Below are 23644 nucleotides of genomic sequence, written 5' to 3'. Positions count from 1 at the left end.
CATGAACGCACCGGCCGCTGTGACCGAACACGCCAATCGTCGAGCCGGCGGCCGCCTGGGGCGCAAGGCGCTGCGGGGAGCTCCGGTAACGTCGTTTCCGACACTGGTCCGCCAAATCCCCGTCTATCAGATGGTGCCGGACGAGGCAGTGGAACTCATACACCAGGAATCGCTCGCCATCCTGGAGGACGTCGGATGCGAGTTCCGCGACGATGAGGCCATCGAAATGTGGAAGGCCGCCGGCGCGGACGTCTCCGAGACAAGAGTGCGGATCGACCGCGCCTTGCTGATGGAGCTCGTCTCGAAGGTGCCGTCGGAGTTCACGCTCAACGCGCGCAACCCTGAGCGTACGGTGCGCGTGGGCGGAAAGAATTCCATCTTCGTGCCGATGTATGGCGCGCCTTATGTGCGTGACCTCGACAATGTCAGGCGCTACGGCACGCTCGCCGACCTCAACAATTTCCACAAGCTCGCCTACATGGCGCCGGCCCTGCATTCCTCGAGCTCGATCATCTGCGAGCCGATGGAAATAGCGGTGCCCAAGCGTCACCTCCACATCATCCATTCGGCGCTGAAGCATTCCGACAAGCCGTTCATGGGCATCGTGACGTCGAAGGATCGGGCGGAAGACACGATGGCGATGGCGGGCATCGTGTTCGGTGAGGATTACGTGCGCGACAACCCTGTGCTGGTGTCGATTACCAACTGCAATTCACCGCTGGTATGGGATGCCACCATGCTGGATGCGATGAAGGTCTATGCCCGTCACAATCAGCCGCTGATCCTGGCGCCCTTCGCGCTCTGCGGCGCCTCGACCTCGGCCTCGGCCGTGGGCGCGGTGGCGCAGGTCAATGCCGAGGCGCTTGCCGGTGTAGCGTTCACCCAGCTCCTGCGTCCCGGCTCGCCTCAAATCTACGGCCAGTTCATGGTCACGGTCGACATGAAGACCGGCGCTCCGATGGGCGGCACGCCGGAGGCCGCGCAGATGATGTATCTGATGGGCGCGCTGGCGCGGAAATACGGGCTGCCGTGGCGCACGTCCGGCTTCCATGTCGGCTCGAAGCTGAACGATGCCCAGGCCGGCTACGAGGCGAACATGCTCATGCATGCCGCCATCCTTGCCGGAGCCAACTACATCTGGCACTCGGCCGGATGGCTCGAGGCGGGTCTCACCTGCGGCTATTCGAAGTTCGCGACCGATTGCGAACAGCTCGTCGGCTGGTACAAATATGCCGGCGGGCTGCCGTTCGACGATTTCAAGGAAGCGATGGCCGCCATCCGCGAGGTGGGGCCGCAGGGCCATTTCCTCGGCACCCAGCACACGCTCGAGCATTTCGAGCGGGCCTTCTTCATGCCCAGCATCATGGATTTCAATTCCTATGAACAGTGGAAGGCCGAAGGGGCGAAGGACCACGACACGCGCGGCCGGGAGAAAGCGCGCAACATGCTGGCCGATTATGAGGAGCCGAAGCTCGATGTGGGCATCGCCGACGGTCTCAGGGATTTTATCGCGCTGCGCGAGGAGAAATTGCCGGACAGCGTTAGCTGACGGGACGAAGATCTGACGGGAACCACAAGGGAGGAAAAAATGACGCTTTTCAAAAGCAATGGTGATCGTGTTCCAAGCGCCATAGAGGAGATGGCCAACGAGGCGCGTGCGGGTCGGATCGATCGGCGCGAATTCCTGGCGTTGGCAAGCGCCTTCGGGGCATCGACGGCTCTGGCCTATGGCATGATCGGCCTTGCCGCGCCGACGGACGCCTTGGCCGAGGAGCCGAAGAAGGGCGGAAAGCTGCGTGTCTCGATGTCGGTCAAGGCGCAGAAGGATCCGCGCACCTACGACTGGGTTGAGCTTGCCAACATCTCGCGCACCTGGCTGGAGCCGCTTGTGCGCTATACCAGGCAGTTCACCTTCGAGCCGGTGCTGCTCGAAAGCTGGGACATCAACGACGACGCCACCGAATATACGCTGCACGTGCGCAAGGGCATCACCTGGAACAATGGCGATACCTTCAACGCCGATGATGTGGTGCACAATGTGACGCGCTGGTGCGAGAAGGGCGTCGCCGGCAACTCCATGGCCGCGCGTGTCGGCGCGCTGATCGACGCCAAGACCGGCAAGGCAAGGGACGGCGCGATCACCAAGATCGACGACAACACGGTCAAGCTGAAGCTCTCCGAGCCCGACATTTCGCTGATCCCGAACTTCACCGACTATCCGGCGCTCGTCGTCCACCGCAATTTCGATGCCGATGGCGCCGATCCGATCAAGAAGCCGATCGGCACCGGACCCTTCGAGCTGGTCTCTTACGATGTTGGCCAGAAGGCTGTCGTCAAGCGCCGCGAGAACGGCAAATGGTGGGGCGGCGAAGCTCCGCTCGACGGCGTCGAATTCATCGACTACGGCACCGACTTCAACGCCACGGTGAATGCCTTCGATTCCGGCGAAATCGACCTCAATTTCGAGTCGCCCGCCGATTTTATCGACATCCTCGACAAGATGGGGCTGGAGAAATCGGAGGTGGCGACCGCGACCACCCTGGTTGCGCGCACCAACGTCACGCACAAACCCTACGACGACAAGCGTGTTCGCAACGCGCTCCAGATGGCGGTCGACAACAACGCGGTGCTGCAGCTTGGCTATAGCGGTCGCGGCACGGTCGGCGAAAACCACCATGTCAGCCCCATCCATCCGGAATATTACCCACTGCCCAAGAAGGAGCGTGATGCCGCTGGCGCCAAGAAGCTGATGGCGGGGGCGGGGCAGGCCGATTTCGAGCATGAGCTGATCACCATCGAGGACGATTGGCAGAAGAACACCGGCGATGCCATCGCGGGCCAGCTGCGCGAGGCCGGCATCAAGGTGAAACGGACGGTGCTGCCGGGCTCGACGTTCTGGAACGACTGGACGAAATATCCCTATTCGATGACGATCTGGTACATGCGCCCGCTCGGCGTCCAGGTGCTGGCGCTCGGCTATCGCACCGGCGAGGCCTGGAATGAATCGGCGTATTCGAATCCCGATTTCGACGCCAAGCTCAAGCAGGCGCTATCGCTGATCGACGTCGCCAAGCGCAAGGAGGTGATGAAGGATGTCGAGCAGATCCTGCAGGATTCCGGCGTCATCATCCAGCCGTTCTGGCAGAAGCTCTACAGTCATACGAGCAAGAAGGTGAAGAACTACGGCGTCCACCAGACCTTCGAAATGGACCTCCAGAACGTCTGGCTGGACGCCTAGCTGCAATGGTTGGCGAATGCCGGCACCCCTTTCAGGTGCCGGCTGTCCGGCAAAAATCGATTTTGGCCGCGGGCGCTGGCGCTCGGGTGCTGCCGCTAAGGCTTTTGAGGAGCGGTACATGTCTGGGCAGGTCTTCAACCGGTTGTTCACGCCGATTGCTCTGCGCGGCAAGACCTTACGCAACAGGATCGTGTTCGGAGCCCATACCGCGAACATGGCAGTAGAGGGACTGCCGACAGAACGGCATGTCGGCTATTATGCCGAACGCGCTATCGGCGGCGCGGGCATGATCGTCGTCGAGCCGATGCCGGTGCACCGGGCCGCGGTTCTTACCCGCGGCAACTTCCGTCCTTCCGACGACAGCGTGATCCCCCATTTCCGCAAAGTGACGGAAGCGATCCGCGGCAACGGCGCCGTCGCCATCCAGCAGCTCTATCATGTCGGTCAGCATGCGGACGCGGACAACTCGTTCCATGCCGGCTGGTCCCCTTCCGGACTGCCGAGTTATCACGACTCTGACGGTTCGCATCGAATGTCCGAAGCCGAGATCGAAGAAACGATCGACGGTTTCGTGCAGGCGGCGCGCCGTTGCCGCGAGGCCGGTTTCGACGGCGTCGAGGTCTGGGCGGCGTATCATTCGATGCTGGACCAGTTCTGGACGCCCTGGTCCAACCGCCGCGACGACCGGTGGGGCGGCAGCCTTCAAAATCGCACCCGGATGAGCCGTGAGGTGATGAGCAGAATTCGCCGGGAATGCGGCGATGATTTCATCATCGGCCTTGCGGTCAACGACGAACCGGAAGTGGAGGTGGCGCTGAAGCGCGAAGCATTGGCCGAGATAATCGACCTCCACGACCGCGATTCTTTGATGGATTATGTGACTTGTGGAACGGGCTCCTACTTCGATTTCTACAAAATCATCCCGACCTTTGTTTATCCGGAAAAGCTCGGCGCCGACCTGGCGTCCGTGCTCAAAGCCACCGTGCGCCACGCGTTGGTCACCGCCGAGAGTCACATCCGTACGCCGCAGAATGCCGAAAGTGTGCTGAGCGAAGGCCACGCTGATCTGGTTTCCATCGTGCGGGGGCAGATCGCCGATCCGCACCTGGCCGCAAAGGCCGCCGCCGGACGGCCGGAAGACATTCGCGGGTGCCTGTCCTGCAACCAGATGTGTTGGGGCCGACGCAGCCGCGACTACTGGATCAGCTGCGTCATCAATCCCTCGGCGGGGCGGGAATGGGAATGGGGCGGAGATCGCTTCGCCCCGGCTAGCCAACCCAAGCGCGTACTGATCGTCGGCGGCGGTCCCGCCGGCCTCGAAGCGGCGCGTGTAGCAGCCGAACGCGGTCACCGTGTCACGCTGGCCGAGGCTTCCGACCGTCTTGGGGGGCAGTTCCGCCTTGCGGGGCTGCAACCGCGCCGCGCCCAGATTCTGGATCTGATCGACTGGTACCAGCGCCAGCTCAGCCAGCTTCAGGTCGACGTCCGGTACGGACAATATGTCGAGGCGGAGGATGTCGAGCGCGAAGGCGCGGACCACGTCATCATCGCAACCGGCTCGATGCCTTCAGACGGCGCTTTCCAACGGGCATTGCCGCAGTGGGAAAGCATCCCGGGCGGCGGGCTGGTTCTCTCGGCCGAAGCCGTGATGGCCCGTGAGGCGAGACCAGGCAAAAATGTTATCTTGCTCGACGATGGCGGCAATTGGAAAGGGTGCGGCACCGCCTGGAAACTCGCCGAGGACGGTCACAATGTGACGCTTGTGACACCTGACGCCCTGGTTGGCAAAGAGCTTCAGCGAATGGCCGTCGACGCGCCGCTGCGCCGCGCACTCGCCAGGCTGGGGGTGCGGTTTCTGACCGAGAGCGCCATCGTTCATTGGGAGGGGAAGGCCGCCAGGGTCGCTTCCCTGCTCGACGAAACCGAGCAGGACGTCGAAGCCGATGCGCTGGTCTTCGCCACGACGAGTATGGCAGCCGACATGCTTTCCATCGAACTCGACAGGCGCAAAATTGCCCACACGTCGATTGGTGATTGCACCGCCTCAAGGCAGGCGGCTTTTGCCATCCATGATGGCCGCAAGGTGGCGCTTGGTCTCTGATCGCAGTCTTGGCACGCACGACTGTCGGATGACCTGCATCGGCCGCGACGCGGCCGCGGGCTTCATGAGCCGCAAAAAAGCCGATATGCAGGATGCGTGCTACTGGATTGCGCCAAGCCATCAAAAGCCGGAGATTCTGCATGAGACTGACAGTGCTCCTTGCCGCCCTTGCGACGGCCTTTCCCGCTGTCGCCCTGGCCGGTCCGGCGTCGGACGCCGTGAAGTTCTTCTATGTTCCGGATGTCAAGTTCGAGGCCGACGCAAAATACCGGGATCGCTTCACCGAGCCGGTGACGAGACTGTTCGACCTCAACGATCAGGCAACGAGGAAGAATCCGGACCAGGTCGCCTGCATCGATTTCGATCCGGGCCTCGATGCGCAGGATTTCGACCAGAAGACCGTCTCCAAGACCCTGAAACTGTCCGAGATGGTGGATGGCGATACTGCCCAGGTGGTGGCGAGCTTCAGCCTCTTTCCGGAAGGAGACGATGCACAACGCGAAATGCATTGGTCGCTGAGGAAGATCGGCGGCAAGTGGAGGATATCGGACATCGCATCGAAGACCAGCGATTGGACGCTGAGCCAGCTCGAATGTCTGGCGGGCCAAGATCCGGAGTGATCCGATGGCCCGCCGCCGGTTCCTGGCACTGTCGGCCGTGTGCATTATGGCGGCGGACTTGAGTGGCGGCGCCGCGCAGGGGCTACTCGGCACGCCGCCGGCAAACGCTCCGGCGGCCACCGCGCCCGACGACAACGGGTCGCCGCCAGCGCCTGCACCTCGCGCAGCCGCCGAGCCGGCAACACCACCGGCTGCCTCGCTGAGCGAACCTGCCGCCCCAATTCAGCTGGGCTCGCCGACAGCGGTGGTCCGGCCATTCTACGACCAGGTCGGCTTGGAGGTCGATCCGTCGCAGCGCCGCCATTTCGTCGATCCGGCGAAAACGGTGCTCGACAAGAGCGATGCGCTGCGCAAATCCGGGCAGGGCGAGTGCCTCGACCCCAACATGGCGCTCGACAATGCCGACTATGATAAGGCCGAGATCGACAAGAGCCTGAAGACGCTCGAGGCGATCAATGGCGACCAGGCCAAGGTCATCGTCGCCTTCGTCGTCGCCGGCAACCCGCACCGCCTTGAGTGGAAGTTCAAAAGGGTCGACGGCGAATGGAAGATATCGGACCTGCTATCGGTGACCGGTGAATGGGCGCTCAGCCAGTACCAATGCGAATGATGGTTCGAGCTAGCCTCGCCCGCGATAGGGCGCCACTCCGGTCTCGGGCAGCCAGGCGCCTTCCGGCGGCGCGCCCGTCTGCCAGAATACGTCGATCGGAATGCCGCCGCGTGGATACCAATAGCCGCCGATGCGCAACCATAGCGGGCTCGTTGCCGCCACGATGCGGCGGCCGATCATGACGGTGCATTCCTCATGGAAAGCACCATGATTACGGAACGAGGTCATGAACAGCTTGAGCGACTTCGATTCCACCAGAGCCGCGTCGGGTGCGTAGTCGATGACAATATGGGCGAAATCAGGCTGGCCGGTGACCGGGCACAGCGAGGTGAATTCCGGGCAGGTGAAGCGCACGATGGCCGGCGGGCCGTCGCCGCGCGAAAACGGCACGGTTTCCAGGACCGCCGCTTCCGGGCTCTGTGGCGTCTCGACATGCGCGCCGAGCTGGGTGAGGGTTTTGGTATCGATCATGGACGGCTCCTTGTCTGCCTGTCGCCGGAAGCACGCTTCCATGGCGGTCGGCGCGAACGAAGATTGGAATAAACGCCGCAATCCACTCAGGGGCGGCGCATCTGGCCGCTCAATAACACAATTTGAAACCGCAGGAAGACGATGACCAGCAACGATCCGCTTCTCCAGCCCTATCAGCTCAAGCATCTGACGTTGAAGAACCGGGTGATGTCGACCAGCCACGAGCCTGCCTATTCGGAAGACGGCATGCCCAAGGCGCGGTACCGGCTCTACCACACGGAGAAGGCCAAGGGCGGCATGGCGCTGACAATGACCGCCGGCTCGGCCATCGTTTCACGCGACAGCCCGGCCGCTTTCGGCAATTTGCATCTCTATGATGACGGGATCGTGCCATGGCTCGCGGAACTGGCCGACGCCTGCCACGAGCATGACTGCAAGGTGATGATCCAGATCACCCATCTCGGCCGTCGAACCGGCTGGAACAAGGCCGACTGGCTGCCCGTGCTGTCGGCTTCGCCGGTGCGGGAGCCGGCACATCGCGCCTTTCCCAAGACCATCGAGGATTGGGATATAGAGCGCATCGTTTCCGACTATGCTTCCGCCGCCCAGCGCTGCCAGGCCGCCGGTCTCGACGGCATCGAATTCGAGGCTTACGGCCATCTGATGGACGGCTTCTGGTCTCCGTCCACCAACCATCGCGACGACGAGTTCGGCGGCTCGCTCGACAACCGGCTGCGGTTCACCGACATGGTTCTCGACGCCGTGCGGGCGGCCGTCGGCGAAAAATTCGTCGTCGGCATACGCATGGTCGCCGACGAGGATTTTTCGCAAGGCCTGTCGAAAGAGGAGGGCGTCGAGATCGCCAGGCGGCTGGCCTCATCAGGCAAGGTCGATTTCCTCAACATCATCCGCGGCTCGATCGAGACCGACGCGGCACTGACGAAGGTCATTCCGGTGACCGGCATGCGCTCATCGCCGCATCTCGACTTCGCCGGCGAGGTGAGGGCGGCGACGAAATTCCCGACCTTCCACGCGGCGCGAATTTCCGACGTCGCAACCGCGCGCCACGCCATCGCCGCCGGCAAGCTCGACATGGTCGGCATGACCCGCGCCCACATCGCCGATCCGCACATCGTCCGCAAAGTGATGGAAGGGCGCGAGCACGAAATCCGCCCGTGTGTCGGAGCCACCTACTGCCTCGACCGCATCTACGAAGGCGGCGAGGCGCTCTGCGTCCACAATGCGGCGACCGGCCGCGAGGCGGACATTCCGCATATCATCACCAAGGCCGAGGGACCAAAGCGAAAAGTCGTCGTCATCGGCGCTGGTGCAGGCGGACTGGAAATAGCGCGCGTGGCCGCGGAGCGCGGCCATCAGGTGACGGTGCTGGAGGCATCGGGCCAGGCCGGCGGGCAGGTCAGGCTGGCGACGCAGAACCCGCGCCGCAAGGAATTGATCGGCATCGTCGACTGGCGGCTGGCCGAACTCGACCGGCTCGGCGTCGAGATCCGCTACGACAGTTGGGCCGAGAAGGACGACGTTCTGGCGTTGTCGCCCGATGTCGTGGTGATCGCCACCGGCGGACTGCCGCAGAATCCGCCGCTGACGGCGGGCGACACTCTTGTCACATCGAGCTGGGACATCATGGCTGGCAGCGTCAAGCCGGCTGAAAACGTGCTGCTCTATGACGACAATGGCGGCCATCAGGGAATGGGCGCTGCGGAACTCGTCGCGGCCGCCGGTTCGAAGCTGGAACTGGTTTCGCCGGAGCGATTCTTCGCGCCGGAAATGGGCGGCATGAACCACGTACCCTACATGCGCGCCTTCCAGGAGAAGGGGGTCACCATCACTATCAACACAAGGCTGCGCTCGGTGCGCCGCGAGGGCAATCAACTGGTTGCCGAGCTTGCCTCCGATTTCGCCGACGGCTGGCGCGGCGAGCGGCGGGTCGACCAGGTGGTGGTCGAGCATGGCACGGCGCCGCTAGACGACCTTTATCTCTCGCTGAAGCCATTGGCGACGAACGGCGGCGCCATAGACTATGAGCGGCTGGTGAGTGGCGGCGACATTTTTCCCGAGCGCAATCCGCAAGGATCTTTCGTGCTGTTCCGCATCGGCGATGCCGTCGCCTCGCGCAACATCCACGCCGCCATCTATGACGGCATCCGGTTCGGGCTAAGGATTTGAAAGGCTGCTGTCGCTAACAATTTCGAGGAGGCGCAACGGAACCTCCGCAAGGAGAGCCATCTGCTGCCTTGGTTCGTTGCGCGCCGCGTACGCCGCCTGCTTGCGCCGGCACCGTACGATTCGTGATCAGAACATTCTGGCGGTGGCCATGCAGAGCACGGTGAGAACCAGCAGCCAGGCGGCGATTCGCTCGCCTTGGGCCATCTTCGCGCGCAGGGCAGGTTCGGTGGCCGCGTCGGCGCCAGCAAGCTGCGTGCTGGTGCGGCGGACCATGGTGCTGAGCACTCCAGCCGCGGCGAAAGCGGCAACGATGCCGAGGGCCAGCACCATTTCCATCGAGCCGAAATAGGCACCATGGAAAAAATACCAGAGCAGCGCACCGGTGAGAAACACCATGCCGGCCGCTCCCATTTGCGGTCCAATGAAGCGTTCAGCCCGGATCTCGGGGTCGCGCGCCAGCGTGATGGTGGTGCCGGCCCAGAACACCCCCGCCATGACGTGAAGACCGATGGTGATGATGTAGACATATTGCATACCAGCTCTCCTCTCTTGCCCGCCGTCGCCTAAATAGTTAGATATCTAACTGTTAGATGTCAATGTATAAATGAGTGCCAGTTCCATCCGTGGAAAACACCGTCTAGTGTCTTGCCATGACGCCCTTTGAACGCCCGCCGGTCGGCATGAATCTCGGCCGCACCGCCAAGCTTGTTGCACAGGCCTTCGACACCGCGTTGGTTGAAGCGGGCGGCACGTTGCCCGTCTGGCTTACTCTGCTGTCGGTCAAATCGAGCGAGCTAGCCAACCAGCGCGAGCTCGCCGGAATGATCGGCATACAGGGAGCGACGCTCACCCATCATCTAAACGCGATGGAGGCGCAAGGATTGCTGACGCGCCGCCGCGATCCCGTCAACCGCCGGGTCCATCTGGTCGAATTGACAGAGGCCGGAGAAGCGATGTTCGAGACACTGCGCAAGGCGGCGCTTGCCTTCGACAAGCGGCTGCGCGTGGGCCTGTCAGACGACAGGCTGGCGGAGTTTGCGCAAGTGCTGGCGACCTTGCGGGCCAACGTGGAAAGCTGACGATGTCCAAGGCGCGCCGCGTGAATCTCTTCGACACTACGCGCTGTAGGAAAGCCGGATCACCGCCTCAGTCGTCATAACTCTGGATTGTCCCAAAGGCATAGCCGCGCTGCTTCAGCGCGGTAATCAGCATGGCCAGTTTCGTCTTGCCGTCGAAGCCGTCCTGGAACATCTCGTCATGCATGAGCAGGATCATCTTTCCGTGCTTGACGAAGCGGCCATAGCCGAACAGGTGATCGATCTCGCTGACCAGGTGGTCGACGCTCTGCACCGGCTTGCCTGTGTCGTCATGCACCCACTCATGGTCCCAGCCATAGAGATAGAAGCCGGAAGCGGCGACGAATTCGTAGTCCGGCTCCTCCCGGCCTTCCTGCGCAAGGCCGAGCGAGGTGTCGTTCTTCGACATTGAGGGCAGTCTGAACACGTCGCGCCCAGGCAGCCTCGCATGAACCGCCGGAGCGAGCCCGAGCACGGCGTTGGCCCGCAGCATGTCTGCCACCACGCCTTCCGTATCGGCATAGAAATGTTGGTAGCGGTTGTTGGCGTGGCTGTAGCTGTGATTTCCGACCGTCACCAGCGGCAGAGCTTTTGCGCGTCTGACTAATGCCTTGTTGCCCGCGCTCGCCTGCGCATGCATGCCGACCATGAACAACGTCGCCGGCACCTGCTGCGCTTCCAGCACGTCGAGGATGTTGCTGGTGCCGTTCAGCGGTCCGTCATCGAAAGTCAGATAGATGGTGCGATCCACTGCATAAGCGGGAAATGCGGCGAGCATGGTCAGCAAAGCAAGCAGAAGCGGCATCGGGACTACCCGTTTGCGATCGTCACAGGGCGCCATCTCGGTGATGAGTTGTCAAGCGCGGGTGAGGGCTGCCTACGCCAGGCTTCCCTGCAGCACCGTCAGCCTGGCCTTCTTCGGCATGCGGGCGCTCAGCCAGTCACGGGCTTTGTCCTGCGGCATCGGGAAGGCGATGGAGTAGCCCTGCACCTGGTCGCATCCGATGGCCATCAGTGAATCGAGTTCGGCTTCGGTCTCGGCGCCCTCCGCGACGATCGAGATACCAAGGCCGCGCGCGAGCTCGGTGATGGCGCGCACGATCTTGGAGTTGTCACCGTTCTCATGGATGTTCTGGACGAAGCGGCGATCGATCTTCAGCCGGTCGATCTCGTTGGGATTGACGTGGCTGAGCGACGCGTAGCCAGTGCCGAAATCGTCGAGCTCAAGATGGACGCCGGCGGCCCTGATATGGCGTAGCTTTGCCGCGATGCCTGTCTTCTCGTCATCGAGAATGACGGATTCGACGATTTCCAGCGACAGTTTCTGCGGCGGCAGGCCGGCCTTCTCAAGCGTCTCGAACAGGAAAGCATCGAAGTCGTGCTCGCGCAATTCGGTTCCGGATACGTTGACCGCAAGTCGTCCGAAAGCAATGCCGTCGCGGTTCCATTCGGCGGCTTCGTTGATCGCCTTGCTGATGACGATGCGGCCGATATCAGGCATGAAACCGCATTTCTCGGCGACGGGAATGAATTCGCCAGGCGAGATCATGCCGCGCTCGGCATGGTTCCAGCGCACCAGCGCCTCGATGCCACTGATCGTGCCGTCGCTCAGTGAAACCTGCGGCTGGAAATAGACCTGGAATGCCTGCTGTGAAATGGCAACCTTGATGTCGTGCTCGAGTTGCTTGCGATAATCGAGTTCGCGACGCAATTCCTCGGAGAAGAACGAGAAATTGCCGCCGCCCATCTTCTTGGCGGAGTAAAGCGCCAGATCGGCGTGAACCAGCAGGTCCTGGGCGTTGTCGGCGTCGATCGGATAGACGGCGATGCCGCCGCTGGCGCCCGGTAGAATGGTCGTGCCCTGGAAGACGATCGGCTCGTTGATGTGCGCAAGAATGCGCCGTGCCAGCATGTTGATGTCTTCGCTGCCGCCGGCGCCGTTGAGGATCATCACGAACTCGTCGCCACCGAGGCGCACGCACAGATCCGACGCCCGACAGGAATCGCGCATGCGCTGGGCCGTGATGACCAGCACATAGTCGCCGGCGGCGTGGCCGAGCGTGTCGTTGATCTGCTTGAACCGGTCGAGATCAAGCTGCACCACCGCAAGACGTTCGCGCCGACGATGCGCGCTCTTGATCAGCGTGTCGAAATGGTCGGTCAGGAATGTGCGGTTGTGCAGACCTGTCAGCCCGTCATGAACGGCGATGAAGGCCATCGAATTGCGCGCATCGACGAGTTCGCGCGTCTTGCGCAGGATCGCGTTTGACATGGGCCGGAAGATGAACAGCGCCACCAGAACGATGACGCCGATCGTGGCGTAAAACAGCGTGCGGTGCAGATCGAGCATCTTTTCGGATCGTTCGTCGGCGAAAGCGCTGATGCGCTGGCCCAGCGCCGAATAGCCCGACAATGTTGCGTTGGCGACCGAGGCGTCGAGGGTGACGCGTTCGTAACCGCCCTTGTAGCCTCCATTGTCGCCGAGTGCGAGTTGGGACGAGAAGGCCGATACCAGGCGTTCGCCATTGGCGACCAGCCCGACGGAAAAATAGTCGAGATGAAAAGGCTTGCCGAAAAGGACGTTCTCGATCGTCTTCGGATCGAGCCTGGCCGGCGACTTTGGATCGGCGGCCGTCTGCTTGAGCAGCAGGTCATAGTTGGTTTCGAACTCCGCCGTCGCCTGCTTGAGCGCGTTGACGAGCGCCGGCTGCTTGTCGCGCGAAGCAGCACCGGTCGCACCGGCGAGGAAGACGATGCGCTGCGACAGCGTCTTTTGCGTGCTGACGATATCGAGCAGCGTATGGTTGTGCCGTTGGGTGGCCATCACCTGCTGCAGCAGGATGAAGGAAGCCACCACCATGGCGGCGATGATCAGCAGCGCCAGCCAATAACCAGCCTTGATCAGCAGTATGAGCTTGCCTGAAACGGTTTGCACCGGCTGCTGCGACATCTTGGGGGGCGGCCCTCTCGCCAACGGATTCCTATATGAGCATCATTGAACTGCAAACATTAACAGGACTGGAAATCGACAGCTGGCCGACAAGGGGAAAGGCTTAAAGGTCGCGAAATGGTTATCGGCCTCTTTCGCGGCCGGTCCGCATTTGAACATTCGCCGGCCCCATGTGATCCGGATCGTCCCTCGAGCCATGCCTGCGGCATCCGTTCGACATTACCCAGCCACCTGATCCGGTCGCTTTTGCGGTGGATTTTTTGTGCGTGCGGGACGACAGTCGGCCCACGTCAAACGAGGCACGATCATGACCGCAGCATTTCTCTCCCATATCGACGGCGAACTTGAGGGGCTCAGATCGGCCGGACTGTACAAGTCCGAGCGGGTGATTTCCTCCACGCAGTCGGCTGAGATCGAGGTCGGCGGCGAGAAGGTGCTGAATTTCTGCGCCAACAACTATCTCGGCCTCGCCGACAGCCCCGACCTGCGCGAGGCGGCAAAGCACGCGCTCGACCGCTACGGCTACGGCATGGCTTCGGTGCGTTTCATCTGCGGAACGCAGGAGGAGCACAAGCAGTTGGAAGCGACGATATCGTCCTTCCTCGGCATGGACGACACCATCCTCTACGGCTCCTGCTTCGATGCCAATGGCGGCCTGTTCGAGACGCTGCTGGGCGAGGAGGACGCCATCATCTCCGATGCGCTGAACCACGCCTCCATCATCGACGGGGTCAGGCTGTCCAAGGCCAAGCGCTTCCGCTACGCCAACAACGATATGGCGGATCTCGAGGCGCGGCTGAAGGAGGCGAAGGATTGCCGGTTCCGGCTGATCGCCACCGACGGCGTGTTCTCGATGGATGGTATCATCGCCAATCTCGCGGGTGTGTGCGATCTGGCCGAAAAATACGATGCCATGGTCATGGTCGACGACAGTCACGCGGTCGGCTTCGTCGGCAGGAACGGCCGCGGCTCGGCTGAGCATTGCGGCGTCGAGGGCAGGGTCGACATCATCACCGGTACGCTCGGCAAGGCGCTGGGCGGCGCTTCCGGCGGCTACACGTCCGGCAAGAAACAGGTGGTCGACTGGCTGCGCCAGCGCTCGCGGCCCTATCTGTTTTCCAACACGCTGATGCCGGCGATCGCCGGCGCCTCGATCAGAGTGTTCGACATGATCCGCAATGGCGATGCCCTGCGCGAGCGCCTATATGCCAATGCGGAACGGTTTCGGACACAGATGGGGAAGCTCGGCTTCACGCTGGCAGGCGCCGGCCATCCGATCATCCCGGTCATGCTGGGCGATGCGAGCTTGGCGCAGGAGATGGCGGCGCGCATGCTGCAACGCGGCATCTATGTCATCGGCTTCTCCTTCCCGGTGGTGCCCAAGGGCCAGGCGCGCATCCGCACGCAGATGTCGGCTGCGCATTCCAGCGCCGACATTGATCGGGCGGTCGAGGCTTTCGGTGCGGTTGGCAAGGAACTAGGTGTGATTTCCTGAGCGACCGGCGCCGCAAACCGCTTCCGGATCAAGAGATTCAAGGGACAAAAGAATGTCGAACATGATGAAGGCGCTGGTGAAGGCCAAGGCCGAGCCGGGCATCTGGATGGAAGAGGTGCCGGTGCCGGAAATCGGCCCCAACGACGTCCTGATCAAGGTGAAGAAGACTGCGATCTGCGGCACCGACGTCCACATCTACAATTGGGACCAGTGGGCGCAGAAGACGGTGCCCGTGCCGATGGTGACCGGCCATGAATTCGTCGGCACCGTCGCGGATTTCGGCGCCGCGGTCACCGAATACAAGGTCGGCCAACGCGTGTCGGGCGAAGGCCACATCGTCTGCGGACATTGCCGCAACTGCCGCGCGGGCAGGGGGCATCTGTGCCGCAACACGCTCGGCGTCGGCGTCAATCGCCCGGGCGCCTTCGGCGAGTACCTGGCGATCCCACAGCACAATGTCGTGCCGATCCCGGACGATGTGCCGGACGAGATCGCCGCGATCTTCGATCCCCTGGGCAATGCGGTTCACACCGCATTGTCATTTGATCTGGTCGGCGAGGACGTGCTGGTCACCGGCGCCGGACCGATCGGCATCATGGGCGCGCTGGTGGCGCAATGCGTCGGCGCCAGGAAGGTCGTTATCACGGATATCAATCCGGTTCGGCTGGATCTTGCGCGCAAGCTTGGCGTCCAGCACGTCGTCGACGCCTCCAAGGAAAAACTGAGCGACGTGATGCCGGCGCTCGGCATGACGGAGGGTTTTGATGTCGGCCTGGAAATGTCGGGGGCAGCCCCCGCCTTCCGCGACATGATCGACACCATGAACAATGGCGGCAAGATCGCCATCCTCGGCATTGCGCCGACCGGGTTCGAGATCGACTGGAACAAGGTCATCTTCAAGATGCTGCATCTCAAGGGCATCTATGGCCGCGAGATGTTCGAGACCTGGTACAAGATGATCGCGCTGGTCCAGGGCCCGCTCGACGTCTCAGGCCTGATCACGCACCGCATCGGCATCGATGATTTCCAGGTTGGATTCGACGCGATGCGCAGCGGCAGTTCGGGCAAGGTGGTGATGGACTGGTGATCGATGCGCCGGGAGTCTCAGGCTTCGAGGCTGGCGATGCTAGGGTCGCCTGGTTTTCAGCCATCGCACCTGTCGCCATGCGCGCCGCAACGCAGTTGCGGCGGCGCCGATGGCAATGGCGGCGAGCGCAAGCGTCAAGACTTCGTTGTGGCCATTCCAAAGGAATTCTCCGGTAGATAGCAGTGCCGCGACGGTTGCGACTGCCATGCGATGTGGCTTGGCCATCGGTCCGGTGAAATCGCTCGGCGTCTCGTTGGCCCGCCCCAATTCCCGCACATAGGCGGTGAGAACCGAAAAACAGGCCGCTGCCCAGCCAAGGCCAGGCATGCCGATGCCGTAACCTATGCCGGCCATGATGGCGATATCGGCGAGCCTGTCCGGGAACTCGTTCCAGAACGGCCCGTCGGCCGACGCCTTGCCGCCCTCGACGGCGACCATGCCATCGAACAGATTGCACAGCAGCCGCAGTTGGCAAAACAGCGCCGCGCCCAGCAACAGCAGCGAACGAGAAGTGCCGCCGCTCTGCCCGCCAAGCCAGAAAGCCGTGCCTGCCAGCGCGCCGGCGAGGATACTGGCCTGCGAAATCTGGTTGGGGGTCACGGAGAGTGCGGCGAGACGTCTGGCCGTCGCTTGTGCCCAGCGCGTGTCGCGGCTTGCAAGTGGTCTGCGATCGCCCGTGTTCATCACTGCCTCATCCCGGTGACCAGAAATAACGAGTGAGATGGAAGAAGATCGGAGCGGAGAAAACCACCGAATCCAGCCGATCTATCAGGCCGCCATGGCCGTCGATCAGATGGCCCCAATCCTTCACGCCGCGGTCACGTTTGATGGCGGACATCACAAGGCCGCCGAAAAAACCCATCAGCGTGATCAGGAAGGCCATCGCGCCCGCCTGAAGCGGAGAGAACGGCGTGATCCACCACAGGCCAGCGCCGATGAGGCTGGCGCTTGCAACGCCGCCGAGGAAACCTTCAAGCGTCTTGGACGGCGAAAGCTTTGGTGCGATCTTCGTATGCCCGATCGCCTTTCCCCAGATGTATTGCAGTACGTCGCTCAATTGCACGACGATGACAAGGAAGGCTATCAGAAGCACATTGCGACCCTCGTAGCCGGGAATATGCAACGTCAGAAGAGCCGGGACGTGGGAGGCGCAGAAAACGCAGATCATCAACGCCCATTGCACCTCGGCAATTCGAACGAGGAAGTGCTGGGTGTCGCCCCGTGTGGCTGAGATGATTGGCATCAACAGGAAGGCGTAGACCGGGATGAAAACAGAAAAGATCCCGTAGTCCTCGATCCAGAGCAGCACATACTGTACCGGCAGCACGACGAAAAACGCCGTGGCCAGCGCCCAGTGGTCGGCACGCCGGGTGTTGGTCAGCGTCACGAATTCGCGAAGTGCGGCGAAGGAACAGAAGCCGAAGAGAAGCAGGACGCCGATCCGCCCGGCGATGAATGCTATGGCGATGAGGATCGCCATTACCCACCAGGCATTGATACGGGCGTTGAGGTTCTCGATGGCTGGGTTGGAGCCTTCTGGCGACAGCCGTCGCTCCAGGATATGCCCCACGAAAGAGGCCACGAGCAGGATCCCGCAGACGCCGAGCACGAGAACCATCATATCGAATTGGGTTGAGCTCATTCCGCTGCCTTTTTCGGTGCCAGCGCCAGCAGCGCCCCACGTGCCCGCTCGAGGAATATATCCTTGCTCTCGCCATCAGCCAGGTTCATTGGCTCGCCGAACGTCACGGTGCAGATCAGCGGGATAGGCACGAATTCCCCTTTCGGCATCACTCGGTTGAGATTGGCGATCCATACCGGCACCAACTCGAAATCCGGGTGCGATGCCGCTAAATGGAACAGGCCGGACTTGAATGGCTGCAAGGACGCGTCGGATTGGTTGCGCGTGCCTTCCGGGAAGAGAATGAGCGAAGAGCCTTCCCTCATCGCCTCTCCCATGCTTTCGACAGGATCCATCGTGCGTCCATCGCGATTGCGCTCGATCAGGACGGCATTGAAAACGTCACGGCCGATGAAGGCTCGGACTTTTGATTTCAGCCAGTAGTCGGCACCCGCTACGGGACGCACCCGCCGCCGCAGGCGCGGCGGCAGAACAGCCCAGATCAAGATGAAATCGCCATGGCTGGAATGATTGGCAAAGAAGATCGAGCGACGCCGAGGCAATCTGCCTTCATGCCAAAACGGCCGCACAGCGGTGATGGCTCTGGCAAACAGCAAGACGACCACGGCCACCGGCCTCGCGAGCAGCGACTTCATTCTTCCCCCAATTCGCCCGTCGATGATCACTGGCTGACATACAGCACTGAAAATCCGCCACCGAGCAAGCAGCGATCGAAAATGACCGCCAGACAGTCTCTGCTTCAAGGCGCTGTCGCGTCGAGCCACCGTCTCATATTCTATCGGCCGATAGCCGCTATCTCAGACCCAACGCGCTTTCCAATGACGCAACGCCTTTGACGATGGAGGCTTGCTGGTCGGCGCTCAGCTGGGCCAGCAGTTCCCGTTCGAAAGCCTTCGCCAGTGGCACCATCTCGCTATAGGCCGCAAGTCCGGCTCTGGTCAGCGCCAGGTGCTCGACGCGGCGATCGTTCTCGTCAGTGGTTCGGATGAGCCAGCGGCGACGCTCAAGCTCCGCCACGGCACGCGAAACCTTTGTCTTGTGCATCGCCGACTGCGCGCCGAGTTCCGTCGCGGTCATTGTGCCGCGCTGGCCAAGCCCCGAAAGCGTACGCCATTCCGGCCGTGTGAGGCCGTGACGCTCCTTGTAGATCCGAGAGAATTCGCGGCTCAGCGCATCGGCCAGCCGATACAGCCGGTAGGGCAGAAAGCTTTCGAGTTCCAGGATTTCGGATTCCATGACCAGCCGTCGAGAAATGCCCGCGCACGGCATTGATAGTTACATTTTGGATGGTTACAAATGAAACCAATTTGGTCAAGCATTCGCGAGGAGGAAGCGATGGCCTTTTCCTACATGCCGGGTTTCGGTAACGATTTCGAAACCGAAAGCCTGCCGGGTTCGCTGCCGCACGGGCGTAATTCACCGCAGCGGCCGGCCTACGGCCTCTATGCCGAGCAGCTCTCCGGTTCGCCCTTCACCGCGCCGCGCGGCACCAATGAGCGCTCCTGGCTTTACCGCATCAGGCCGAGCGTCAGACATACCGGGCGCTTCAAGTCGGTGAGCTATCCCTTCTGGAAAAGTGCGCCCAATGTCGGCGATCATGAGCTGGCGCTCGGCCAGTATCGCTGGAGCCCGGTGCCGATGCCGAAGGAGCCGACCGATTTCATCGCCGGCATGCGCTCGATCACCACCGCCGGCGACGTGCTTGGGCAGACCGGCATGGCGGCGCATGTCTATGTCGCCAACAGGTCGATTGTCGACGACCATTTCTTCAACGCCGACGGCGAGCTGCTGGTGGTGCCGCAGGTAGGCGCCTTGCGCTTCGTCACCGAGATGGGGGTCATCGAGCTCAGGCCCGGCGAGATCGCGGTCCTGCCGCGCGGCCTCGTGTTCAAGGTCGAACTGGTCGATGCCGAAGTGCGCGGCTATGTCTGCGAGAACTACGGCGCCAAGCTGACGATGCCCGACCGCGGCCCGATCGGCGCCAACTGCCTGGCCAATCCGCGCGATTTCAAGACGCCCTGCGCCTGGTTTGAGGAGAAGGAGACGCCCTGCCGGCTGATCGTCAAATGGTGCGGACATTTTCATGTCACGGAAATCGGCCATTCGCCCCTCGATGTGGTGGCGTGGCACGGCAACTATGCACCCTATAAATATGATCTGGCGGCGTTTTCGCCGGTTGGTGCGATCCTCTTTGACCACCCCGATCCGTCGATTTTCACGGTGCTGACGGCGCCGAGCGGCGAGGAGGGCACCGCCAATATCGATTTCGTCATCTTTCCGCCGCGCTGGCTGGTGGCGGAGGATACGTTCCGCCCGCCCTGGTATCACCGCAACATCATGAGCGAGTTCATGGGGCTGATTCACGGCCAGTACGACGCCAAGGAAGAAGGGTTCGTTCCCGGCGGCATCAGTCTGCACAATCTGATGCTGGCCCATGGCCCGGATGCACCTGGCTTCGAAAAGGCCTCGCGCGCGGATCTGAAACCGGTCAAGCTCGACAACACCATGGCCTTCATGTTCGAGACCCGGTTCCCGCAGATGCTGACCCGCTACGCCGCCGAACTCGACACCAGGCAGGACAATTACATCGACTGCTGGGCCGATCTGAAGAAGCGCTTCAATGGCACGCCCGAGGGCGATTGGTCCTGAATGGATCGCTGCCGTCGGAAAACTGCCTTCAGGAAAGTTGAGCCGGCGGCTTGACGATTGCCCATAACAGCCTTGTTGTGGGCCAAGCGGCGCAAGGCCGCGTCAGGAGAGGAAACCGCATGAAGCTTGCCACATTGAAGAACGGGACGCGCGACGGAAAGCTCGTCGTCGTCTCGCGCGATCTTACACGCTTCACCGATGCCTCCTTCCTGGTGCCGACGCTGCAGGCGGCGCTCGACGATTGGCGGCGGATTTCGCCGCATCTGGCCGCAATGGCGGAGTCGCTCGAGAGCAATGCGGTGCCGTCGGCGCGCTTTCACGAACATAATGCCCATTCGCCGCTGCCGCGCGCCTATCAATGGGCTGACGGTTCGGCCTATGTGAACCATGTCGAGCTGGTGCGGAAGGCGCGCGGGGCCGAGATGCCGGCGAGCTTCTGGACCGACCCGCTGATCTATCAGGGCGGCTCCGACAGCTTCATCCCGCCGCGAGACCCGATCCGCATGGCCGACGAGGCCTCTGGCATCGACATGGAGGCGGAAGTCGCGGTCGTTGTCGATGATGTGCCGATGGGCGCCAGCCTCGAAAAAGCGCGGGAGGCGATTCGCCTGGTGATGCTGGTCAACGACGTGACGCTGCGTGCGATCACCGGACCGGAACTCGCCAAGGGGTTCGGCTTCTTTCAATCCAAGCCGTCCTCGGCCTTCTCGCCGGTCGCGGTGACGCCGGACGAGTTGGGCGAGGCCTGGGACGGCGGCAAGGTCAGCCTGCCGCTGCTTGCCGACCTCAACGGCAAACCTTTCGGCCGGGCGAATGCCGGCGTCGACATGACGTTCGATTTCCCTGCGCTCATCGTGCACGCGGCGAAAACACGGCCGCTGGCGGCCGGCACCATCATCGGCTCCGGCACCGTCTCCAACAAGCTCGGCGGTGAGCCTGGCAAACCTGTCTCGGCCGGCGGCGCTGGCTATTCCTGCATCGCTGAACTGCGCATGATCGAGACCATCGAGAGCGGCGAGCCGAAGACGCCGTTCCTGCGTTTCGGCGACACGGTGCGCATAGAGATGAAGGACAAGGCCGGGCATTCGATCTTCGGCGCCATCGAGCAGACGGTCGAGAAATATGAAGGGTGAGAGCGCAAGAAGTTGAAGGATGAACCTGCTTGATCATCTGCGCCGAATGGCCCGCAACAACCGCTGGTCGAACGACCGGCTCTACCGCGCCGTGCTTATGCTGGGGCCTGGTGAATTCGAAGCCAATCGCATCAGCTTCTTCCCGTCGATAAGGGCGACGCTCAACCACATCCTTGCGGTCGATCTTCTCTATCTCGATTTTCTGGAGCAGGGCGGTATCGGCGCCGCGGTGTACGATGATTTCGTGCCGTTCGATAACGCAGCCGATTTGTCAGTGGCCCAGATCAAGTTCGACCGCAGGCTGATCACCTTCTGCGATGCCTTGTCGGAAGCCGACCTCGACCGCCATGTCATCACTGACCGGCGTGGAGACGGCATGATCCCGGAAAAGATCGGCGATATCCTCGCCCATGTTTTCCTGCATGACATCCACCATCGCGGCCAGGTGCACGCGATGCTGTCCGGCACGTCGGTCGCGCCGCCGCAACTCGACGAGTTCCTGCTCGATTATGATTTGAAGCTGAGGCAGGAGGAGGTTGGACGGCTGGGTTTGTGAGACCACTGCTTATGTCAGGGCGACGTCGTAGCGGGCGAAATGCGGGTCGGATGTCATGATGGTTAGTTTGTCCATTTGCGCCTGCGCAATCAGTAGTCTGTCGAATGGATCGCCATGGTGGTGGGGTAGGCCAGCGACAGCGTTCGCATGCTGGAAGGTGACGGCGAGCGGCTGAAATTGCATCCTTGGAAGCAGTGTTGGCAGATCATCCGGCGCATCGAGTTTTCTGATTGAGCGCTTGATGGCAATTTCCCAGACGCTTGCCGCGCTGGCGAACACCACCGCTTCCGAAGCCAGGATGGCGCGGTAGTGCTTGCTGAGACGTCGATCGTCCGAAATCGACCAAAGGATGATATGTGTATCGGCGAGAAACGGGCCGATCATCATTTGACGTACTCGTCCCATTCGGGGCCGAGTTCGTCAAAATCGTCCGCAATCCAGATCTTGCCTTTCAACGCGCCGATACGCGGCAAGGGTTCCGCCGTTGCCGGAGGCACGATACGCGCAGCTACCTTGCCGTGGCGCGTGAGTACAATCTCTTCACCGGCTTCCGCGCGGCTGACGAGTTCCGACAATTTGGCCTTGGCCTCGGCGATGGAAACATTCATGGCTCGATCCTTTGTGACCATAATTTAGGTCATAATTTATCGAACCGCAAGCCGCCGGTCGGGATCGATCTACTCCGCGGCCTGCACCTTGATCACGCCGCGCTTGATCTGGTCCTGCTCGATCGATTCGAACAGTGCGCGGAAATTGCCTTCGCCAAAGCCTTCGTCGCCCTTGCGCTGGATAAATTCGAAGAAGATTGGTCCGATCACGGTCTTGGAGAAGATCTGCAAGAGGATCTTCGTCGTGCCGCCGTCGACCACACCTTCGCCGTCGATCAAAATGCCATGCTTCTTCATGCGTTCGAGCGGCTCGTCATGGCCGCTCACGCGTGCATGCGACATCTCGTAATAGGTCTCCGGCGGGCCGGGCATGAATTTCAGCCCGTTGGCGGCAAGCTTGTCGGTGGCCTCGTAGATCGCGTCGGTGCCCACCGCTATGTGCTGGATGCCCTCGCCATTGTACTTCTTCAGATATTCGGCGATCTGGCTGGTGTCGTCCTTGGACTCGTTGAGCGGAATGCGGATCTTGCCGCAGGGCGAGGTGATCGCCCGGCTGACCAGCCCGGTGATCTTGCCGTCGATGTCGAAGAAATGGATCTGCTTGAAGCCAAACAGGTCGCGGTAGAAATCCCACCATTTGTCCATGTTGCCGCGGTAGACATTATGCGTGAGGTGGTCGAGGAAATAGAAGCCGACGCCTTCCGGCCTGGGGTCGCGTTTGCCCAGCCATTCGAATTCGGCATCATAGGCCGAACCCCTCTCGCCATAGGTTTCGATGAAGTAGAGCAGCGAGCCGCCGATGCCAACGATCGCCGGCACGTCAAGCGTCTTGTCGGCGCCTTCGTAAGGCGTGGCTCCTTTCGATACCGCGTGTTCGAAGGCATGCTTGGCGTCCACGACCCGCCACGCCATCGAGGAGGCGCATGGGCCATGCTTGTCGACGAACTTCATCGCATGCGAGCTGGGCTCGGCGTTGACGACATAGTTGATGTCGCCTTGCCGCCAGACGGTGATGTCCTTCGTGCGATGCCTGGCCACGGCTACGTAGCCCATGCGGGTGAACAACTCGGCCAGCTTCCGCGGCTCCGGATGCGCGAATTCGACGAACTCGAAACCGTCGGTGCCGGCGGGGTTGGTCTTGCTGATCTTGGCGGGCGGGGCGTCGTGCGGGAAGGGACCCATGATAATCCTCCGGAAGCTGGCTTGGCCTGCATAGGCCTT

23 protein-coding genes are annotated in these 23644 nt (G+C 61.9%); 12 read left to right on the top strand and 11 right to left on the bottom strand.

Translation table 11 applies throughout. The annotated features are described in order from the left end of the window. Position 1: 1 nt before the first annotated feature. The 5 genes from FJ973_RS18400 (at position 2) to FJ973_RS18380 (ending at position 6569) form a co-directional block, all read left to right on the top strand. On the top strand, positions 2 to 1549 hold the full coding sequence (locus FJ973_RS18400; protein WP_140515574.1) for a trimethylamine methyltransferase family protein: 1548 nt from the start codon (positions 2 to 4) through the stop codon (positions 1547 to 1549). 39 nt (positions 1550 to 1588) lie between these two features. Then, entirely contained in the window at positions 1589 to 3238 is a 1650-nt protein-coding gene (locus tag FJ973_RS18395) for an ABC transporter substrate-binding protein (protein ID WP_140557076.1), read from the top strand. A 118-nt stretch (positions 3239 to 3356) separates the two neighbouring features. Beyond that, complete coding sequence (locus FJ973_RS18390; RefSeq protein ID WP_140557134.1) at positions 3357 to 5339, top strand: FAD-dependent oxidoreductase; 1983 nt, start codon at positions 3357 to 3359, stop codon at positions 5337 to 5339. A gap of 140 nt (positions 5340 to 5479) precedes the next feature. Continuing rightward, positions 5480 to 5959 carry a DUF3828 domain-containing protein gene (locus tag FJ973_RS18385; protein ID WP_140557074.1) on the top strand — a complete coding sequence of 160 codons (480 nt, stop codon included), beginning with the start codon at positions 5480 to 5482 and terminating at the stop codon, positions 5957 to 5959. A gap of 4 nt (positions 5960 to 5963) precedes the next feature. Then, positions 5964 to 6569: a hypothetical protein gene (locus FJ973_RS18380; protein ID WP_140557072.1), complete on the top strand. Its 606-nt coding sequence runs from the start codon at positions 5964 to 5966 to the stop codon at positions 6567 to 6569. Between the two features lie 9 nt (positions 6570 to 6578). Here the strand turns inward: FJ973_RS18380 and queF are convergent, their stop codons facing one another. Then, positions 6579 to 7040 (bottom strand): preQ(1) synthase, encoded by a 462-nt coding sequence (gene queF, locus FJ973_RS18375; RefSeq protein ID WP_140557070.1) that lies wholly within the window; start codon positions 7038 to 7040, stop codon positions 6579 to 6581. 141 nt (positions 7041 to 7181) lie between these two features. Between queF and FJ973_RS18370 the strand changes: the two genes are divergently transcribed. After that, complete coding sequence (locus FJ973_RS18370; protein WP_140557069.1) at positions 7182 to 9227, top strand: NADH:flavin oxidoreductase; 2046 nt, start codon at positions 7182 to 7184, stop codon at positions 9225 to 9227. A 126-nt stretch (positions 9228 to 9353) separates the two neighbouring features. Here FJ973_RS18370 and FJ973_RS18365 read toward each other — a convergent pair whose 3' ends face one another. Further along, positions 9354 to 9761: a hypothetical protein gene (locus FJ973_RS18365; protein ID WP_140521694.1), complete on the bottom strand. Its 408-nt coding sequence runs from the start codon at positions 9759 to 9761 to the stop codon at positions 9354 to 9356. Positions 9762 to 9907: 146 nt separating this feature from the next. Here FJ973_RS18365 and FJ973_RS18360 point away from each other — a divergent pair, with 146 nt between their 5' ends. Further along, positions 9908 to 10306: a MarR family winged helix-turn-helix transcriptional regulator gene (locus FJ973_RS18360; protein ID WP_224655784.1), complete on the top strand. Its 399-nt coding sequence runs from the start codon at positions 9908 to 9910 to the stop codon at positions 10304 to 10306. Positions 10307 to 10373: 67 nt separating this feature from the next. On the opposite strand, the gene FJ973_RS18355 is transcribed toward FJ973_RS18360, so the two are convergent. Together FJ973_RS18355 and FJ973_RS18350 are read right to left on the bottom strand one after the other, a co-directional pair. Further along, positions 10374 to 11108, bottom strand: a complete 735-nt coding sequence (locus FJ973_RS18355; protein WP_140557067.1) for a polysaccharide deacetylase family protein — start codon at positions 11106 to 11108, stop codon at positions 10374 to 10376. Between the two features lie 72 nt (positions 11109 to 11180). After that, positions 11181 to 13253, bottom strand: a complete 2073-nt coding sequence (locus tag FJ973_RS18350; protein WP_140494180.1) for an EAL domain-containing protein — start codon at positions 13251 to 13253, stop codon at positions 11181 to 11183. Positions 13254 to 13560: 307 nt separating this feature from the next. Between FJ973_RS18350 and FJ973_RS18345 the strand changes: the two genes are divergently transcribed. Then, positions 13561 to 14748 (top strand): glycine C-acetyltransferase, encoded by a 1188-nt coding sequence (locus FJ973_RS18345; protein WP_140557066.1) that lies wholly within the window; start codon positions 13561 to 13563, stop codon positions 14746 to 14748. Between the two features lie 52 nt (positions 14749 to 14800). After that, positions 14801 to 15835, top strand: coding sequence for an L-threonine 3-dehydrogenase (tdh, locus tag FJ973_RS18340; RefSeq protein WP_140494176.1), 1035 nt, complete (start codon positions 14801 to 14803; stop codon positions 15833 to 15835). Positions 15836 to 15874: 39 nt separating this feature from the next. Here tdh and FJ973_RS18335 read toward each other — a convergent pair whose 3' ends face one another. The 4 genes from FJ973_RS18335 to FJ973_RS18320 form a co-directional block, all read right to left on the bottom strand. Next, the gene (locus FJ973_RS18335; RefSeq protein ID WP_181165122.1) at positions 15875 to 16522 is read right to left on the bottom strand and encodes a CDP-alcohol phosphatidyltransferase family protein; all 648 of its coding nucleotides are present in this window, start codon (positions 16520 to 16522) and stop codon (positions 15875 to 15877) included. Positions 16523 to 16526: 4 nt separating this feature from the next. Next, entirely contained in the window at positions 16527 to 17477 is a 951-nt protein-coding gene (locus FJ973_RS18330; protein WP_140494172.1) for a phosphatidate cytidylyltransferase, read from the bottom strand. Further along, on the bottom strand, positions 17474 to 18112 hold the full coding sequence (locus tag FJ973_RS18325) for a lysophospholipid acyltransferase family protein (RefSeq protein ID WP_140495013.1): 639 nt from the start codon (positions 18110 to 18112) through the stop codon (positions 17474 to 17476). The genes FJ973_RS18330 and FJ973_RS18325 overlap by 4 nt, the downstream gene beginning before the upstream one ends. 157 nt (positions 18113 to 18269) lie before the next feature. Then, entirely contained in the window at positions 18270 to 18713 is a 444-nt protein-coding gene (locus tag FJ973_RS18320; protein WP_140494170.1) for a MarR family transcriptional regulator, read from the bottom strand. Positions 18714 to 18812: 99 nt separating this feature from the next. Between FJ973_RS18320 and hmgA the strand changes: the two genes are divergently transcribed. From hmgA to FJ973_RS18305, 3 genes are all read left to right on the top strand, one after another. Then, entirely contained in the window at positions 18813 to 20126 is a 1314-nt protein-coding gene (gene hmgA / locus FJ973_RS18315; protein ID WP_140557064.1) for a homogentisate 1,2-dioxygenase, read from the top strand. A 119-nt stretch (positions 20127 to 20245) separates the two neighbouring features. Next, a complete protein-coding gene (locus tag FJ973_RS18310) occupies positions 20246 to 21259 on the top strand; it encodes a fumarylacetoacetate hydrolase family protein (protein WP_140521711.1) in 1014 nt (337 codons plus the stop codon). A 19-nt stretch (positions 21260 to 21278) separates the two neighbouring features. Next, complete coding sequence (locus FJ973_RS18305; protein ID WP_140557062.1) at positions 21279 to 21815, top strand: DinB family protein; 537 nt, start codon at positions 21279 to 21281, stop codon at positions 21813 to 21815. A gap of 9 nt (positions 21816 to 21824) precedes the next feature. Here the strand turns inward: FJ973_RS18305 and FJ973_RS18300 are convergent, their stop codons facing one another. The 3 genes from FJ973_RS18300 to hppD all read right to left on the bottom strand — a co-directional run bounded on the left by FJ973_RS18300 (position 21825) and on the right by hppD (position 23605). Then, positions 21825 to 22202: a type II toxin-antitoxin system VapC family toxin gene (locus FJ973_RS18300; RefSeq protein ID WP_140494162.1), complete on the bottom strand. Its 378-nt coding sequence runs from the start codon at positions 22200 to 22202 to the stop codon at positions 21825 to 21827. Beyond that, positions 22199 to 22423 carry a type II toxin-antitoxin system prevent-host-death family antitoxin gene (locus FJ973_RS18295; RefSeq protein ID WP_140557060.1) on the bottom strand — a complete coding sequence of 75 codons (225 nt, stop codon included), beginning with the start codon at positions 22421 to 22423 and terminating at the stop codon, positions 22199 to 22201. The genes FJ973_RS18300 and FJ973_RS18295 overlap by 4 nt, the downstream gene beginning before the upstream one ends. 69 nt (positions 22424 to 22492) lie before the next feature. Beyond that, positions 22493 to 23605, bottom strand: coding sequence for a 4-hydroxyphenylpyruvate dioxygenase (gene hppD / locus FJ973_RS18290; protein ID WP_140557058.1), 1113 nt, complete (start codon positions 23603 to 23605; stop codon positions 22493 to 22495). Positions 23606 to 23644: the final 39 nt, after the last annotated feature.

Origin of the sequence: Mesorhizobium sp. B2-1-3 (assembly GCF_006442495.1) — a bacterium.
GTDB lineage: Bacteria > Pseudomonadota > Alphaproteobacteria > Rhizobiales > Rhizobiaceae > Mesorhizobium.
The sequence above is the reverse complement of the archived record's forward strand: the minus strand, read 5'-3'. Positions and strand labels throughout refer to the sequence as shown.

Coding starts and splice junctions, on each gene's coding strand:
- FJ973_RS18400 (WP_140515574.1), top strand. CDS start 2: ATGAACGCACCGGCCGCTGTGACCGAACACGCCAATCGTCGAGCCGGC.
- FJ973_RS18395 (WP_140557076.1), top strand. CDS start 1,589: ATGACGCTTTTCAAAAGCAATGGTGATCGTGTTCCAAGCGCCATAGAG.
- FJ973_RS18390 (WP_140557134.1), top strand. CDS start 3,357: ATGTCTGGGCAGGTCTTCAACCGGTTGTTCACGCCGATTGCTCTGCGC.
- FJ973_RS18385 (WP_140557074.1), top strand. CDS start 5,480: ATGAGACTGACAGTGCTCCTTGCCGCCCTTGCGACGGCCTTTCCCGCT.
- FJ973_RS18380 (WP_140557072.1), top strand. CDS start 5,964: ATGGCCCGCCGCCGGTTCCTGGCACTGTCGGCCGTGTGCATTATGGCG.
- queF (WP_140557070.1), bottom strand. CDS start 7,040: ATGATCGATACCAAAACCCTCACCCAGCTCGGCGCGCATGTCGAGACG.
- FJ973_RS18370 (WP_140557069.1), top strand. CDS start 7,182: ATGACCAGCAACGATCCGCTTCTCCAGCCCTATCAGCTCAAGCATCTG.
- FJ973_RS18365 (WP_140521694.1), bottom strand. CDS start 9,761: ATGCAATATGTCTACATCATCACCATCGGTCTTCACGTCATGGCGGGG.
- FJ973_RS18360 (WP_224655784.1), top strand. CDS start 9,908: ATGAATCTCGGCCGCACCGCCAAGCTTGTTGCACAGGCCTTCGACACC.
- FJ973_RS18355 (WP_140557067.1), bottom strand. CDS start 11,108: ATGCCGCTTCTGCTTGCTTTGCTGACCATGCTCGCCGCATTTCCCGCT.
- FJ973_RS18350 (WP_140494180.1), bottom strand. CDS start 13,253: ATGTCGCAGCAGCCGGTGCAAACCGTTTCAGGCAAGCTCATACTGCTG.
- FJ973_RS18345 (WP_140557066.1), top strand. CDS start 13,561: ATGACCGCAGCATTTCTCTCCCATATCGACGGCGAACTTGAGGGGCTC.
- tdh (WP_140494176.1), top strand. CDS start 14,801: ATGTCGAACATGATGAAGGCGCTGGTGAAGGCCAAGGCCGAGCCGGGC.
- FJ973_RS18330 (WP_140494172.1), bottom strand. CDS start 17,477: ATGAGCTCAACCCAATTCGATATGATGGTTCTCGTGCTCGGCGTCTGC.
- FJ973_RS18325 (WP_140495013.1), bottom strand. CDS start 18,112: ATGAAGTCGCTGCTCGCGAGGCCGGTGGCCGTGGTCGTCTTGCTGTTT.
- FJ973_RS18320 (WP_140494170.1), bottom strand. CDS start 18,713: ATGGAATCCGAAATCCTGGAACTCGAAAGCTTTCTGCCCTACCGGCTG.
- hmgA (WP_140557064.1), top strand. CDS start 18,813: ATGGCCTTTTCCTACATGCCGGGTTTCGGTAACGATTTCGAAACCGAA.
- FJ973_RS18310 (WP_140521711.1), top strand. CDS start 20,246: ATGAAGCTTGCCACATTGAAGAACGGGACGCGCGACGGAAAGCTCGTC.
- FJ973_RS18305 (WP_140557062.1), top strand. CDS start 21,279: ATGAACCTGCTTGATCATCTGCGCCGAATGGCCCGCAACAACCGCTGG.
- FJ973_RS18300 (WP_140494162.1), bottom strand. CDS start 22,202: ATGATGATCGGCCCGTTTCTCGCCGATACACATATCATCCTTTGGTCG.
- FJ973_RS18295 (WP_140557060.1), bottom strand. CDS start 22,423: ATGAATGTTTCCATCGCCGAGGCCAAGGCCAAATTGTCGGAACTCGTC.
- hppD (WP_140557058.1), bottom strand. CDS start 23,605: ATGGGTCCCTTCCCGCACGACGCCCCGCCCGCCAAGATCAGCAAGACC.